The 14,037-nt window shown below is 46.9% G+C and carries 9 protein-coding genes; 3 read left to right on the top strand and 6 right to left on the bottom strand.

Annotation, left to right across the window (positions count from 1 at the left end; all coding sequences use genetic code 11):
* Position 1: 1 nt before the first annotated feature.
* Both CWI78_RS01115 and sbcB read right to left on the bottom strand, forming a co-directional pair.
* Entirely contained in the window at positions 2–1,657 is a 1,656-nt protein-coding gene (locus CWI78_RS01115) for a GMC family oxidoreductase (RefSeq protein WP_126779426.1), read from the bottom strand.
* The gene (gene sbcB, locus CWI78_RS01110; protein ID WP_126779424.1) at positions 1,635–3,089 is read right to left on the bottom strand and encodes an exodeoxyribonuclease I; all 1,455 of its coding nucleotides are present in this window, start codon (positions 3,087–3,089) and stop codon (positions 1,635–1,637) included. The genes CWI78_RS01115 and sbcB overlap by 23 nt, the downstream gene beginning before the upstream one ends.
* Before the next feature lie 215 nt (positions 3,090–3,304).
* Here sbcB and CWI78_RS01105 point away from each other — a divergent pair, with 215 nt between their 5' ends.
* The 3 genes from CWI78_RS01105 (at position 3,305) to hrpA (ending at position 9,675) form a co-directional block, all read left to right on the top strand.
* Positions 3,305–4,465, top strand: a complete 1,161-nt coding sequence (locus CWI78_RS01105; protein WP_126779423.1) for a hypothetical protein — start codon at positions 3,305–3,307, stop codon at positions 4,463–4,465.
* 231 nt (positions 4,466–4,696) lie between these two features.
* The gene (locus CWI78_RS01100; protein WP_126779421.1) at positions 4,697–5,734 is read left to right on the top strand and encodes an isoaspartyl peptidase/L-asparaginase family protein; all 1,038 of its coding nucleotides are present in this window, start codon (positions 4,697–4,699) and stop codon (positions 5,732–5,734) included.
* Between the two features lie 11 nt (positions 5,735–5,745).
* On the top strand, positions 5,746–9,675 hold the full coding sequence (gene hrpA, locus CWI78_RS01095) for an ATP-dependent RNA helicase HrpA (RefSeq protein ID WP_126779419.1): 3,930 nt from the start codon (positions 5,746–5,748) through the stop codon (positions 9,673–9,675).
* Between the two features lie 36 nt (positions 9,676–9,711).
* Here hrpA and CWI78_RS01090 read toward each other — a convergent pair whose 3' ends face one another.
* The 4 genes from CWI78_RS01090 to nrdA all read right to left on the bottom strand — a co-directional run bounded on the left by CWI78_RS01090 (position 9,712) and on the right by nrdA (position 13,826).
* The gene (locus CWI78_RS01090; RefSeq protein ID WP_126779417.1) at positions 9,712–9,978 is read right to left on the bottom strand and encodes a GrxA family glutaredoxin; all 267 of its coding nucleotides are present in this window, start codon (positions 9,976–9,978) and stop codon (positions 9,712–9,714) included.
* A 101-nt stretch (positions 9,979–10,079) separates the two neighbouring features.
* Positions 10,080–10,340: a class I ribonucleotide reductase maintenance protein YfaE gene (yfaE, locus tag CWI78_RS01085; RefSeq protein ID WP_054487612.1), complete on the bottom strand. Its 261-nt coding sequence runs from the start codon at positions 10,338–10,340 to the stop codon at positions 10,080–10,082.
* Between the two features lie 3 nt (positions 10,341–10,343).
* Positions 10,344–11,477: a class Ia ribonucleoside-diphosphate reductase subunit beta gene (gene nrdB / locus CWI78_RS01080; protein ID WP_126779415.1), complete on the bottom strand. Its 1,134-nt coding sequence runs from the start codon at positions 11,475–11,477 to the stop codon at positions 10,344–10,346.
* A gap of 18 nt (positions 11,478–11,495) precedes the next feature.
* Complete coding sequence (nrdA, locus tag CWI78_RS01075) at positions 11,496–13,826, bottom strand: class 1a ribonucleoside-diphosphate reductase subunit alpha (protein ID WP_126779413.1); 2,331 nt, start codon at positions 13,824–13,826, stop codon at positions 11,496–11,498.
* Between the last annotated feature and the right edge of the window lie 211 nt (positions 13,827–14,037).

Here is a 14,037-nt window from a genome sequence, read left to right as displayed (position 1 = left end):
TTTATTCTGGTGTCAGTGAATAAATTGAGGCGTCGGCTTTTATTAAGTCGGCGCCTTTTTCTGCTATAGCGATAGTTGGCGCGTTGGTATTACCACTAATCACATTAGGCATAATAGACGCATCTACCACTCGAAGCTGCTCTACACCACGCACTTTTAAGGTCGGTGTAACGACCGCTTCAGGATCCGTTTCAGGCCCCATCTTGCAAGTGCCTGCTGGGTGATAAATCAATCCAGTTTTGGACTTAATCTGTTCCAGAAGTTGCTCATCGCTTGTGTTGGATCCGGGAAATAGGAACCCACCATGATGCTCAGTCAATGCCGGTTGGTTCAGTATTTCAAACGCTTTTTTAATGCCATTAAGCAGGGCGCTTTGATCGCTGGGCTTATTTAAAAAGCCATAGGTGATTTTTGGTTTACCAAGCGGGTCATTCGGGTTTAAGCGTAATTGCCCGCGTGATTTCGGACGCAATAGACACACATGGCATGTAAAGCCGTGTTTTAAGGTTGGCATCCAGTCATAACCGCTGTCGTTAAACATAACCGGTAATAAATGCACCTGAATGTCAGGCTCCTTAATTTTTTCTGAGGAGCGATAAAAGGCGCCGACCTCAGCAATTGAGTGTGCCAACTGACCTTTTCGTGTAAACAGGTACTGTATAAAAGGAATCGACAACTTAATTAAGCTCCAGGGCGTCAGCGTTAGGCCATCTTTGGCTTTATTTCTGCAGTGAATACTGATGTCTACGTGTTCTTGAAGGTTTTTACCCACCGCAGAATTGTCATAAAGAAGTTCAACGTTAGACTCTGAGAGCTCGCTGGCCGGGCCGATACCCGAGCGCAGTAAGATCTGTGGGGAATTAAAAGCGCCCGCACAAAGGACTATTTCTTTTGCCGCATGGACGATATAACGTTTGCCGCGTTGGTGATAGCACACCCCGGTGGCTTTTTTGCCACAAAAGACCACGCGCTCGGTTAGGCATTCAGACAGCAGGGTTAAGTTGCTTCGTTCCAGGGCGGGCTTTAGATAAGCATGGTAGGCACTGCATCGCTTCCCATTTTTAATAGTGAACTGGAAGGGGCCATGGCCTTCCAGTTTTGCGCCATTAAAGTCGGTATTAATCGCTAATCCGTATTCGCTGCAGGCATCTAAGAAACGTTGCGATACTCGGTAGTACGGCGCTACATCGGATACGGCTAAAGGCCCATTATCTCCATGGTATCGATTAGAACCACGACTATTGCACTCACTTTTTATAAAATAGGGCAGCAGGTCGTTATAACTCCAGCCCGGGTTACCCTGCTCAGCCCAGGCGTTGTAGTCACTGGGTAGGCCCCGAGTGTAAATCATAGCGTTAATACCACTGCTGCCGCCCAGCATTTTTCCTCTGGGTGTATAGCAGCCTTTGGCATTGGTAAGCTGTGGTTCTTCAGTACTCCGGTAAAGCCAGTTGAATTTTTTACTGTGCATAAATCGTGCGAAGCCCGAGGGCATATCAGAGAATAGCCCGCCATGTGATGATCCAGCTTCTAGCAATAAGACCCGATATTTCCCGCATTCCGTGAGTCGGTTAGCCAGAGTACAGCCGGCAGAACCGGCTCCGACTATAATGTAGTCAAACGACTTCGTGGTGTCAGAGTGATGCGGCGTAGTCATACAAAGACTTCAGTAAACGCAGCTTGTGCGTGTCTTCCTGATGCTGGTTCGCCAGATCTTCCAGCTTCAGAGCATAGTCTTCTGCGGACAATAAGCCTTCGGGAGGTTCAATTAAACGTTGCTGACAAAACTGTCGCCACTGATTTAGCTCTTTATCGCTAAGAGTTGAGGGGTAGTTGCGTGCCCGGTAGCGGAATAGCAGTGCAGGCATACGATTGTCCTGAAAATCCAGTTCCAACCCGGCCAGTTGTTGTGGCTCTGATGAGCGTATAATTTCCATGTGCTTTTTATCCTGAGGGGAGAAAAAGCCATCGTATATCTGGTGGTCAACGTCGGTTCTTGGAGCAAATTCTTTGGTCTGCTCAAACACCTGCATGAGCTTGTCGCGGAAGTCGCTGTTTTCCTGTAACCATTTAGCGTTTGTCTCCAGGGCGGCTGTATCTAATGCGGCACTATCAGCAGCTTCAGCAGAAATGGTCTTAATGGGCGCTAAGAAAGGACAGCGACCGAGGTGAATATTTTGTATACCGCTCTTTTGTAAGCCTTGCTCTTCCAACTCTCTACGACTGGTGTAGGTTAATGTCGTTAATTCCTCTACCGATTTATTGGCAAAACCCATGGGTGGAATGCGGAGATCCCAGGCAATGACGTTGCTATTTTGTTTAGGATGAAAGCCCAGCGGCAATATAGCCGACAAATAGCGGTTAGCCGTACCGTAAAAGCCACTGACATGCGCCAGCGGCTCAGGTGCCTGCCAGTTAAACAAGTTCAGTAGTTTTTGTTTACGGCGAATACTGTAAGCCCATTGCCACAGCTTAGGCTGTTTCTCGCTGATGAGCTTTGCCAGACCAATGGTCGCATAAACATCCGACATAGCGTCGTGCGCCTGACCATGTTCAATGTTATTGGCAACACTCAAATGCTCCAGTTTTAGACTGGGTTGCCCATCGGCATTTTCCGGCCAGTTAATACCGCCAGGGCGAAGTGCAAAACAGGCGCGCACCACATCAATTAAGTCCCAGCGTGAATTGCCGTTTTGCCAGCTGTATTCGTAAGGGTCATAAAAGTTGCGATAGAACAGCAAACGGGTGACTTCGTCATCAAAACGAATGTTGTTGTAGCCAATAATGGTGGTGTTAGGCTTTTGAAACTCATTTGCTATGGCTTTGCTGAATTCGGCTTCACCGACACCTTGCTTCGCAGCAAGCTGCGGGGTTATCCCGGTAATTAAAGTGGCTTCCGGATTTGGCAGAAAGTCTGGTGTGGGCTGAGCGTAAAGCGTTAACGGCCGGCCGATAACATTAAAGTCAGTGTCTGTGCGCAAGCCGGCAAACTGTGCGGGGCGATCCACTAGCGGGTTAGCCCCCCATGTCTCGTAGTCGTGCCAGTAGAAGGTTTCTTGTTCATTATTTTTGTCTAGGTTTGGCTGCATGTCTTATACCGGGCGGCTTTTTGTCGTTGTGTATCTGTTTATTCTTACAGACATGAAAGGAAAGCGCTAGATCAAAGGAGCTTTTAGAACAAACTGAAGAGACCTCATGTGGGATATCATATACGCAGAAACTAAAGGTAGCTAACGTAATGAGCTTATGTTAAAAAAATGTATTGGTCTGGAGCGTAATTACAAGGACTTAAAAAGGAAAAACTATGAAAATTCATTCACTGGTAATAGGGCTATTTTCGACCACTATAATGAGTCTTTCACCTTTTGTGTACGCATATGATTCTGACGTTTTAGCCTTTATTTGTGATAGTTGCAGCTATGATGAAGCAAAGGAGATGGTTAAATCCAAAGCGTCTCCGGGTTCGCAATGTAAAACTGGTGATAGCGGTATGACGCCTGTTGAGGAAACGTTGTGTTATAGGGAAGCTGTTTACAGTGCTGTTTTGAATCAATCCAGCGGTGCACTTTGGGGGTTCCGCTTAAGCCAATCAAAGCAGGGAGATGCTACTGGCGCAATGAAACTTCAAGTTGAGGAGCACCAACATGATCAAACCATCGAAGAGGTGATTAGAAATGGAGTGCAATATACCCAGGATTTATCTGCAGCGCTTCAAAACGTTGCCAGCGAAGTGAGTAGCTCATTCTCTTCGTCGACTGAGTATGAACACTGGCTGAGCAACCAGACTGAAACAAAGCATTCCGCTATAACACAAGCTAACACTTCACCCTCTGAGTTTTCTTGCAATGAAAGCTCTGAGTACCTGGCTGTGAAAGCTATTACTTCTGGTGAGTTTAGAAATCGCTTGCGAGCAAAAATCAATAGTGCGTATTCCGATGAAGATATAGAGTTAAACGGCAATTTTGATGATGCCGAGTTTACCGAATTTGGTTTGCGCTTAGAAAAAAAGGGGACCAGGGTCTCAATCAACTGGGATAATCAGCGAGTCGATAAAACCCCTTTTTTTACTTTTTCAAATCCTGACCTTTTAGCTACAAAAAACAATCAGAAAATTTCACAAGTGGCTTTTAGATTATCGCCATCTGATAACGGCACTTCAATTAGCTTAGATGGAACGAAAACGCATCTAAGCAGAAAATATTGGGTCGATATGAAGAACCCCAGGTTAACACCGCTAGAACTTTCTCCATGTGCTGTAGAAGCGCTGAGCGAAGTGTATGGAACAGCTTCAGTTTCAGCAACGATAGATAACGGCAGCGATAACTACAACCCAATGCCGGGTAAGGAGAGTCTATTTCTCGGCGAAGCTCCTGAAGAAGAGAGCAGAGGCAAGAAGCCGCTTTGTGAAGCTCATTACTCTGACAGGCTAGGGGATTATGTTATTAGCATAAAAACATTTTGCTGATTTCCAGTTTAACTAAGCTGAGATAAAGTGAGCCACTCACTCCTTTTCAATCTTGTTCACCGTCTAACGAACCACTATCCACTTCGAGCGTAATTTGTTGTTTATCGCCTAAGTGTGTGTATTCAACGTGATAATTCGGCATCTAAAAATCTCCTCGTTGTCAGTTCGGTGCTTTCCTGCGACTATGTTATGACTAACAATCTAGCCTATAACAATAAAACCGAGGTCGAGATGAAAAAACTTTACTTATCTGCATTACTTACCGCTGCTACCTTTGCATCGTTAATGCCAAGCGCTCAAGCGAGCGATACCGATGTGGAATACGCTATGGCGATCCACGGCGGTGCCGGCACCATTACCCGGGCTAATTTAACCGCCGAGCAAGAGCAAGCCTACAAAGATAAACTGACTGAAGCTTTAGAGGCAGGTCGTAAGGTACTAAAAGAAGGTGGTGACAGCACCACTGCGGTTATTGCCGCAATTCAGGTAATGGAGGCGTCTCCGCTGTTTAACTCTGGTAAAGGGGCGGTTTATACCTGGGATGGAGAGCATGAGCTGGATGCCTCGTTGATGGAAGGTCTGAATGGCAATGCGGGGGCAGTTGCCGGCGTGAAAACAGTAAAAAGCCCTATAGAATTAGCTCGCGAAGTGATGGAAGAATCTGTTCATGTGATGCTAAGTGGTGAAGGCGCAGAGCAGTTTTCCCGTCAACAAGGCCTGGAGCAGGTAGAGAACAGCTACTTTAATACCGACCACCGTTATCAGCAGCTACAGAGAGCCAAAGAAACCATTAAGAAAAGTGAACAGCCGGAGCAACAAGCCTGGGAATATTTGGATCTTGATTATAAATACGGCACCGTCGGCGCTGTGGCGGTCGATAAAGATGGGCTATTGAGTGCCGGAACATCAACCGGCGGCATGACCGCGAAGCGTTATGGTAGAATAGGTGATTCACCCATTATTGGTGCTGGTACCTGGGCTGACAATGAAAGCTGTGCGGTGTCTGCGACCGGACACGGCGAGTACTTCATTCGCTTCCACGTGGCGGCTGATATCTGCTCGCGGGTTAAGTATAAAGGGCTTTCGGTAAGTGACGCGGGTGATGAAGTCATTCACGGCGTGCTGGAACAAGCCGGTGGTACCGGTGGCGTTATCATTATTGACGCAGAAGGCAATATTGCTATGCCGTTTAATACCGAAGGTATGTATCGTGGCTATATTAAAGGCGAGGGTGATGCCCATATTGCTATTTATAACGAGGATGAATAAGTTCGGAGTCTATGAGTCGTCAAAAATCGCACGATAAATTACAAAGTAAGCCCTTTGTTGATAAGTTTCAGACACAATTAGAGCAATGTACAACACAACAGGCCGCGCTTTTGCGCGGTCGTTTGCGTGGCCTGAGTAAAATTAAAAACGAACAACGGCAACAGCAGGTGCTGGAGCGGATAGCGGCCGATATCGAAACCGCCGAGCTGGCATACTTAGAACGTCAGCAGCAAACGTTTCATATCAGTTACCCCGAGGAACTGCCGGTTGCGCAGCAACGTGGCGACATTAAAAAAGCCATTGAGCAGAATCAGGTCGTGGTCATTGCCGGTGAAACGGGTTCGGGTAAAACCACGCAGTTGCCGAAAATGTTGCTGGAACTGGGTTATGGTCGCAAAGGTACGATTGGTCATACTCAACCGCGACGCTTGGCGGCTCGCAGTGTTGCAGCCCGTATTGGAGATGAGCTACAGGATCACGCTAAAAAACAGGTGGGTTATAAAATCCGCTTTCAGGATGAGACCGCACCGACGACGGCAATAAAACTGATGACCGACGGTATGCTGTTATCCGAACTGCAGCAAGACCCTCTGCTACTGCAATACGACGCCATTATTATTGATGAAGCGCATGAGCGCAGTCTGAACATCGACTTCTTGCTGGGTGTGCTGCATACGCTGCTGCCCAAACGCCGTGATCTCAAAGTTGTTATTACCTCAGCGACCATTGAGACAGAACGTTTCTCCAAACACTTTCACGATGCCCCAGTACTGACGGTAACCGGCCGAACCTATCCGGTGGAAGTTCGGTATCGTCCCCCGAAAGAAGACGGCAAAGCTGCTGATGCAGACGTATTGCAGGGTGTTTGTGAGGCGGTAGAAGAGCTGCAACGTGAAAGCGAAGGTGACATCCTTATTTTTGCCAGTGGTGAGCGCGAAATTCGTGATTACGCGGACGCTATTGGTGACTTGCAACTGCGTAATACGGAAGTTTTGCCCCTGTATGCGCGTTTGTCGTCACACGAGCAGAACCGTGTATTTCAGTCGCACAGTCAACGGCGTGTGGTTATTGCCACCAACGTAGCAGAAACGTCATTAACCGTGCCGGGCATACGCTTCGTGATTGACCCGGGAACGGTGCGCATGAGTCGTTACAGTTACCGCACTAAAGTGCAGCGTTTACCCATTGAGCCGATTTCACAGGCCAGTGCCAACCAGCGCAAGGGGCGTTGCGGCCGTATTGGTCCGGGCATCTGTATTCGCTTATACAGTGAAGAGGACTTTTTGCAGCGTCCGGAGTATACCGACCCAGAAATTCTCCGTACCAATTTGGCGGCGGTCATATTGCAAATGTCGTCGTTGCGCCTGGGTGACATTCGCCAGTTTCCTTTCGTACAGAAGCCCGACGAACGCTTTGTTAAAGACGGTTTGAACTTATTGGAAGAGCTGCATGCCATTAAACCCGGACGTAAAAATGAACAACCGAAATTAACAGATACGGGACGGCAGCTGTCACGGCTGCCGCTGGATCCGCGACTGGCCAGAATGGTCATAGCCGGGCAGCAATACGGATGTGTTCGTGAAATGCTGATAATTACGGCGGCTTTGAGTATTCAGGACCCACGTGAACGGCCACACGATGCACAGCAAAAGGCTGACGAGTGGCATCAACGTTTCCGCGACAAAAGCTCTGACTTTATGGCGTTTCTCAATTTATGGAACTACGTCAAAGAGCAGCAGAAAGCGCTGTCAGGAAACCAGTTCCGTAAGCAGATGGGGCGTGAGTTTATTCATTTTATGCGTTTGCGTGAATGGCAGGACATTTACACGCAAAGCCGGCAAACGGTTCGGGAAATGGGACTATCCATTAATGAGGATGCTGCCACCTTTGAGCAAGTGCACCGGGCTTTAATTACCGGCTTATTGTCTCAAGTGGGCTTTAAAGAGGACCGGCACGAATATCAGGGAACACGGCAAACGCGTTTTCATATTTTCCCGGGCTCAGGTTTGTTCGGTAAACCGCCTAAGTGGGTTGTCACCGCTGAACTTGCCGAAACCTCAAAATTGTATGCGCGAATTAATGCTGACATCGACCCTTTGTGGATAGAAGAAACAGCTCCGCATTTAGTTAAAAAACAATACCTTGAACCTCACTTTGAAAAGAAACAAGGCAGTGTTATTGCCGATGAACAGGTGACTTTACTGGGGCTTATTCTGGTACCGAGAAGGCGCGTTCAATTCGGCCCGGTGTCGCCGGTTAAGGCCAGGGAAATATTCATACGCGAGGGGCTGGTTAATTCGCAGCTAACGCGCAAGCTGCCGTTTATTCAACACAACCTGAAATTAATTCAGGACGTTCAGGCGTTGGAGGCAAAGTCCCGCCGGCGAGATATTCTGGTGGATGAAGAGGTACTGTTCGAGGCTTACGACCGCGCAATACCCGAGGGTATCTACAACGAAAAGCTACTGGCAGGCTGGTGGCATAAGGCGGCCAAAAAAGAACCTAAGCTGCTGTTTTTTGAGCGCGATGATCTTATTGCTGGTGAAACCGAGCATATTACAGAAAGCGACTATCCGGAGTTCTGGCGACAAGGTAACCTCCGATTGCCGTTAAGCTACCATTTTGAGCCTAACGCAGAAGATGACGGTGTCAGTGTGAATATTCAGCTGGGTATTCTGAACCAGGTTAAGCAGGAAGGTTTCGACTGGCATATTCCGGCGTTGCGTGAAGAGCGTATTGCCCACTTAATTAAGTCGCTGCCGAAAACCTTACGTCGGAATTTTGTACCTGCACCTAACTTCGCTGGTGCGATTATAGCCGATGTTGAGCCGCTGCAAGGGCGCTTAACTGACGCTATGGCGACTAAATTGCGCCGTATGACCGGCGTGACAGTTCCGGAAGAAAATTGGGATGATTCGTCGTTACCAGTTCATTTGCGCATGAACTTTAAGATTTTTGACGGCAAGAAACTGGTGAGTCAGGGGCGCGACTTGCAAAGCCTTCAACAGCGTTTGTCCGGTAAAGTGCAGCAGCGGCTGGAGAAAACAGCCGGTGACGATATTAGCCGTGAGCGCGTCGATAGCTGGGACTTTGATGACTTACCGGAAGTTATTACCGAGCGCCAGCAAGGTTTTGAGCTGAAGGCGTATCCGGGCTTAATCAATAAAGGCAAAGGACAGGTTGCTCTGCAATTGTTCGATAACCCGGAGCAGGCGAAGAAGCATCATAAAGCCGGTGTACGCGAATTGTTACTACAGCAAATACCGTCACCAATTAAGCATTTACAAAAATCACTGTCGAATAAAGCCAAGTTGGCTATGTACTTTAACCCCTGGGGAAAAGTGGATGCGTTAATAGCCGACTGTATCGCAGCGGCGGTAGGCGGGCTCGTTCAAGAGCAAATTGAACAGGGCAATGAGCTCCGTGAACAAAAGGGCTTTGAGCAATTAAAAGACATTGTCCGTGCTAATTTGAATGAACGTGTTGAGCAAATAGCAGGGGAAGTCGAGCAGTGTTTACTTTTGTCGCAACAGGTCAGAAAGTCTCTTAAAGGTAAAATTCCACTGGACCAGATTCAGTCGCGGGGGGATATTCAGGATCAATTGGATAACCTGGTGTTCGCTGGTTTTGTATCCGCTTTTGGCGGGGATCGTTTGAGTGACATTGTGCGTTATTTGAAGGCTATTCAACGTCGGCTGGAAAAGCTGCCGGTCGATCCGAATAAAGACCGTTTAATGACTCTGACTCTGGCCAACCTTGAAGAGCAGTACAAAGCAGCGGTAAAAGCTCATGAAAATAAAGGCTCGGTGATTCCGGATGAGGTTGCTGAAATTCGCTGGATGATTGAAGAGCTGAGAGTGTCGTTTTTTGCGCAGACGCTGGGAACCAAGTATCCGGTGTCAGAAAAGCGGGTTAAACAAGCAATAGAGGCGGCTAAATAGCCGCCTCTACGATAGGGTCACATTACTTACACAAAGTTATGCAGTGTAAAGCCCTAAATTTTCTTTTGCGTAGGCTTCAAACTCTGTGAAACCGCCAACGTGTTGTTCGTCGACAAAAATCTGAGGAACCGTCTGTACCGGCTTGCCGACCGTTTTTTCCAAGTCAGCTTTGCTGATGCCTTCAGCATGAATATCGACATAGCGATAATCAAAATTATCCATATCGGCTTTTAATTTATCTGCAACTTCTACGGCACGAACACAAAAAGGACAACCCGGACGTCCAAAAATTACTGTAAACATGAAATACCTCTCTCATAAAAATTTATGCCTCTATTATCCAGATTTTAGAGCTGGTTAACAATTCTTCTGTACGATGGGCACAATCGATTTAATGAATGAGGCTAGTGCTCAATATCTAAATCTGATTCAGGAACACAACAACAAGGCAAAATGTCCCCTTTCCTGACATAGGCGAGCGGTTCGGTTGTGTAGCGAACTGTGCCGGACTTTAAGGTGCTACGGCAGGCACCGCAAAAACCACTACGGCAATGGTAATGCATTTCTAACTGGTGCTTTTCTAAGGCCTCGAGTAAGGTGCCTTCAGTCGCATCAACGGCAAGCTCAGGCCCACCGTTGACTTTGACTTTAAAGGTATTAGCCATAGCTTAGAGATCAAAGTCCCCAAGGTCGGAAGCATTAACTTCACTGTCTATTTGGCCGACAAGATAAGAGGTAATTTCAGACTCTTGTGGTGCTACCTGAACGTTGTCTGAAACCAGGTATTTGTTCATCCAAGGCAAAGGATTAGAACGCTGGTTTTCAAACGGAGCATCAAAGCCAATGGCCTGCATACGCAAGTTGGCAATGTATTCTACATACTGGCAAAGCATGCTTTCGTTCAAGCCAATCATTGAACCGTCTTTAAACAGGTAGTGTGCCCACTGTTTTTCCTGCTTTACTGCCGTCATGAAAATTTCATAGGCTTCATCACGAAGCTCCTCGGCAATTTCCTTCATTTCCGGATCGTCTTCGCCGTACTGCCATAAGTTAAGAATATGCTGTGTCGATGTCAGGTGAACGTTCTCATCACGGGCGATTAGCTTTATGATTTTCGCGTTACCTTCCATTAATTCACGTTCTGCAAAAGCGAATGTACAGGCAAAACTGACATAAAAACGAATAGCTTCCAGGGCGTTAACCGAGTTAATACACAAAAACAGTTTTTTCTTTATTTCACGCTGGGTAACGGTGTGGGTCTTGCCATCAACGACAACATCACCTTCGCCGTGGGTTTGTAACAGCTGAGTGTAAAAAATGAGATCATCGTAGTACTTTGAGATGTCATTAGCGCGAATTTTAATTTGCTCGTTAATGACGATGTCTTCAAAGACTTCGCTGGGGTCACTGAACAGGTTACGCAGAATGTGCGTGTACGAGCGCGAATGTATCGTCTCAAAGAATGACCAGGTTTCGATCCAGGTTTCTAATTCAGGAAGAGAAACGATAGGAAGTAGCGCAATGTTCGGCGAACGTCCCTGAATTGAATCTAACAGTGTCTGATATTTCAAGTTAGAAATAAACACGTGCTTTTCACTGGCGGTCAGTTTATTAAAGTCGATGCGGTCGCGACTGACATCGATTTCCTCTGGACGCCAGAAAAAACTGATTTGTTTTTCAATGAGCTTCTCAAAAATACTGTGCTTTTGCTGATCATAGCGAGCAACGTTAACGGAGTTACCTAAAAACATAGGCTCCGTTAACGGGTTGTTCTGCTCTTGGTTAAACGTTGAGTACGACATTCGCTAAAATCCTTCTTATTAAATTTTGCAGGCACCGCCGGCACAATCGTCATCGTCTTCAATAATGACTGCTGTCGGCTGGGCTTGAGGCTTATCGGCACGTTGACGTGCAGCAATGTCGGATTGGTTATCCGCAGCACCATCACGGGTGTTGTGGTAGTAAAGCGTTTTTACTCCAAGCTTATAAGCCGTTAATAAGTCTTGCAGCAGTTGCTTCATCGGTACTTTGCCAGCATCAAACTTGCCTGGGTCATAATTGGTGTTAGCGGAAATTGTTTGGTCAACAAATTTTTGCATAATACCGACCAGTTCAAGGTACCCTTTGTTGCTAGGGATCTGCCATAGCAGTTCGTATTTGTCTTTTAAGTTTTCGTAGTCTGGAACAACCTGTTTGGTCACGCCGTCTTTTGATGACTTAATGCTGACAAAACCTCGAGGCGGTTCAATACCGTTGGTTGCGTTAGAAATCTGCGATGATGTCTCAGAAGGCATTAGCGCTGATAAGGTTGAGTTACGCATACCGTGTTGTTTGATGTCTGCACGAAGCTGATCCCAGTCCAGATGCAGTGGTTCATCGCAAACCTTATCCAAATCTTTCTTGTAGGTATCGGTTGGCATAATGCCTTGAGAATAGGTGGTCTCATTAAATTTGGGACAAGCGCCTTTCTCCTTGGCCAAGTTCATTGATGCCTTCATCAGGTTGTACTGTATGGCTTCAAAGGTCTGGTGAACCAGGCCATTGGCAGAGCCGTCTGAGTATTTAACACCATGCTTCGCTAAGTAATAAGCAAAGTTAATAACACCAATACCCAGTGTACGACGGTTCATGGTGGCGTTATAAGCCGCTGGTACCGGGTATTCCTGATAATCCAGCAGGCTGTCCAGCGCACGAACAGCCAAATCTGCCAAGTTTTCAAATTCTCCCAGGTTCTCAATTTTACCTAAGTTAAACGCTGACAGAGTACAAAGCGCAATTTCACCTTCTTCGTCATTCACGTGGCTTAATGGCTTCGTTGGTAAGGCAATTTCAAGACACAGATTACTCTGCCGAATAGGAGCAACTTTAGAATCAAACGGGCTGTGTGTGTTGCAATGGTCAACGTTCTGCACATAGATACGGCCGGTGCTGGCACGTTCCTGCATAAACAGACCAAACAGTTCAATGGCCTTAATACGTTTTTTACGGATGCTCTCGTCTTGTTCGTACTGAAGGTACAATCGTTCAAACTCGTCCTGATCTTCAAAGAACGCGTCATAAAGCCCCGGAACGTCAGATGGGCTGAACAAGGTAATGTAATCGTCTTTAATGAGACGCTGGTACATGGTGCGGTTAAACTGCACACCGTAATCCAGATGGCGAACCCGGTTTTCTTCAACACCGCGGTTGTTTTTTAGTACCAATAAGCTTTCAACTTCCAGATGCCAAAGCGGGTAGAACAGAGTAGCCGCACCACCGCGAACACCACCTTGCGAGCAGCTTTTAACCGCTGTCTGGAAGTATTTATAGAATGGGATACAACCGGTGTGGAAGGCTTCGCCGTTACGAATAGGGCTACCTAATGCGCGAATACGGCCCGCGTTAATACCAATACCCGCGCGCTGTGATACATATTTTACGATAGCGCTGGCGGTGGCATTAATGGAGTCTAAGCTATCACCCGCTTCAATCAAGACACAGGAACTGAACTGGCGAGTCGGTGTGCGCACGCCTGACATAATCGGTGTCGGTAGCGAAATTTTGAATTCGGAAGTCGCATCGTAGAAGCGCTTAACATAGTCCATACGAGTGCTTTTCGGGTAATCCGAAAATAAACAGGCAGCGACTAAGATGTATAAGAACTGCGCGCTTTCGTAGATATCACCTGTAACCCGGTTCTGAACCAGGTATTTGTTTTCAAGCTGCTTAACTGCCGCGTAAGAGAAGTTCATATCACGCCAGTGATCCAGAACGCCGTCCATTTGGTCGAATTCTTCTTCCGTATAGTCGTCCAGCAGGTGCTCATCATAACGGTGTTCGGCAACCATCTTCTTCACATGATCGTAAAGACGGGGCGGCTCAAACTTACCGTAGGCACGTTTGCGCAAATGGAAGATGGCCAGGCGGGCTGCCATGTACTGATAGTCGGGTGCTTCTTCTGAAATCAGATCAGCGGCGGCTTTAATAATGGTTTCATGAATATCTTCAGTTTTAATGCCATCGTAAAACTGAATGTGAGACTTAATTTCAACCTGAGAAGCTGAAACATTATTCAGTCCTTCAGCGGCCCACATGATCACCCGGTGAATTTTATCGAGGTTTAGCGGTTCGCGTTCGCCGCTGCGTTTCGTAACATAAAGTTGCTCGTTCATTTTGCGCCGACTCTTAGCTTTTTGTTATAGGTTTGTAGCCACAAGATATAGTGCTTATTAGTTGTACAGAGCGATATTTACACAATATCTAGTGGGTTGGAGATGAACTGTATGCTAGGTCTAACTGCCAATACGATCAAGTGAATTTACGGTCAAAAACCGAATAATTTTAATTTCGGAATCTTGATTTTTTGTCAGCCTTTAACTGGCG

The sequence above is a fragment of the Idiomarina ramblicola genome (assembly GCF_003987255.1).
Classification (GTDB): Bacteria; Pseudomonadota; Gammaproteobacteria; order Enterobacterales; family Alteromonadaceae; genus Idiomarina; species Idiomarina ramblicola.
Note: the sequence above shows the minus strand (reverse complement) of the source record. Positions and strands in the feature narration are given on the sequence as shown.

What these genes read in the sequence shown, in the direction of transcription:
- CWI78_RS01115 (WP_126779426.1), bottom strand. Translation starts at nt 1,657, where the DNA reads ATGACTACGCCGCATCACTCTGACACCACGAAGTCGTTTGACTACATT.
- sbcB (WP_126779424.1), bottom strand. Translation starts at nt 3,089, where the DNA reads ATGCAGCCAAACCTAGACAAAAATAATGAACAAGAAACCTTCTACTGG.
- CWI78_RS01105 (WP_126779423.1), top strand. Translation starts at nt 3,305, where the DNA reads ATGAAAATTCATTCACTGGTAATAGGGCTATTTTCGACCACTATAATG.
- CWI78_RS01100 (WP_126779421.1), top strand. Translation starts at nt 4,697, where the DNA reads ATGAAAAAACTTTACTTATCTGCATTACTTACCGCTGCTACCTTTGCA.
- hrpA (WP_126779419.1), top strand. Translation starts at nt 5,746, where the DNA reads ATGAGTCGTCAAAAATCGCACGATAAATTACAAAGTAAGCCCTTTGTT.
- CWI78_RS01090 (WP_126779417.1), bottom strand. Translation starts at nt 9,978, where the DNA reads ATGTTTACAGTAATTTTTGGACGTCCGGGTTGTCCTTTTTGTGTTCGT.
- yfaE (WP_054487612.1), bottom strand. Translation starts at nt 10,340, where the DNA reads ATGGCTAATACCTTTAAAGTCAAAGTCAACGGTGGGCCTGAGCTTGCC.
- nrdB (WP_126779415.1), bottom strand. Translation starts at nt 11,477, where the DNA reads ATGTCGTACTCAACGTTTAACCAAGAGCAGAACAACCCGTTAACGGAG.
- nrdA (WP_126779413.1), bottom strand. Translation starts at nt 13,826, where the DNA reads ATGAACGAGCAACTTTATGTTACGAAACGCAGCGGCGAACGCGAACCG.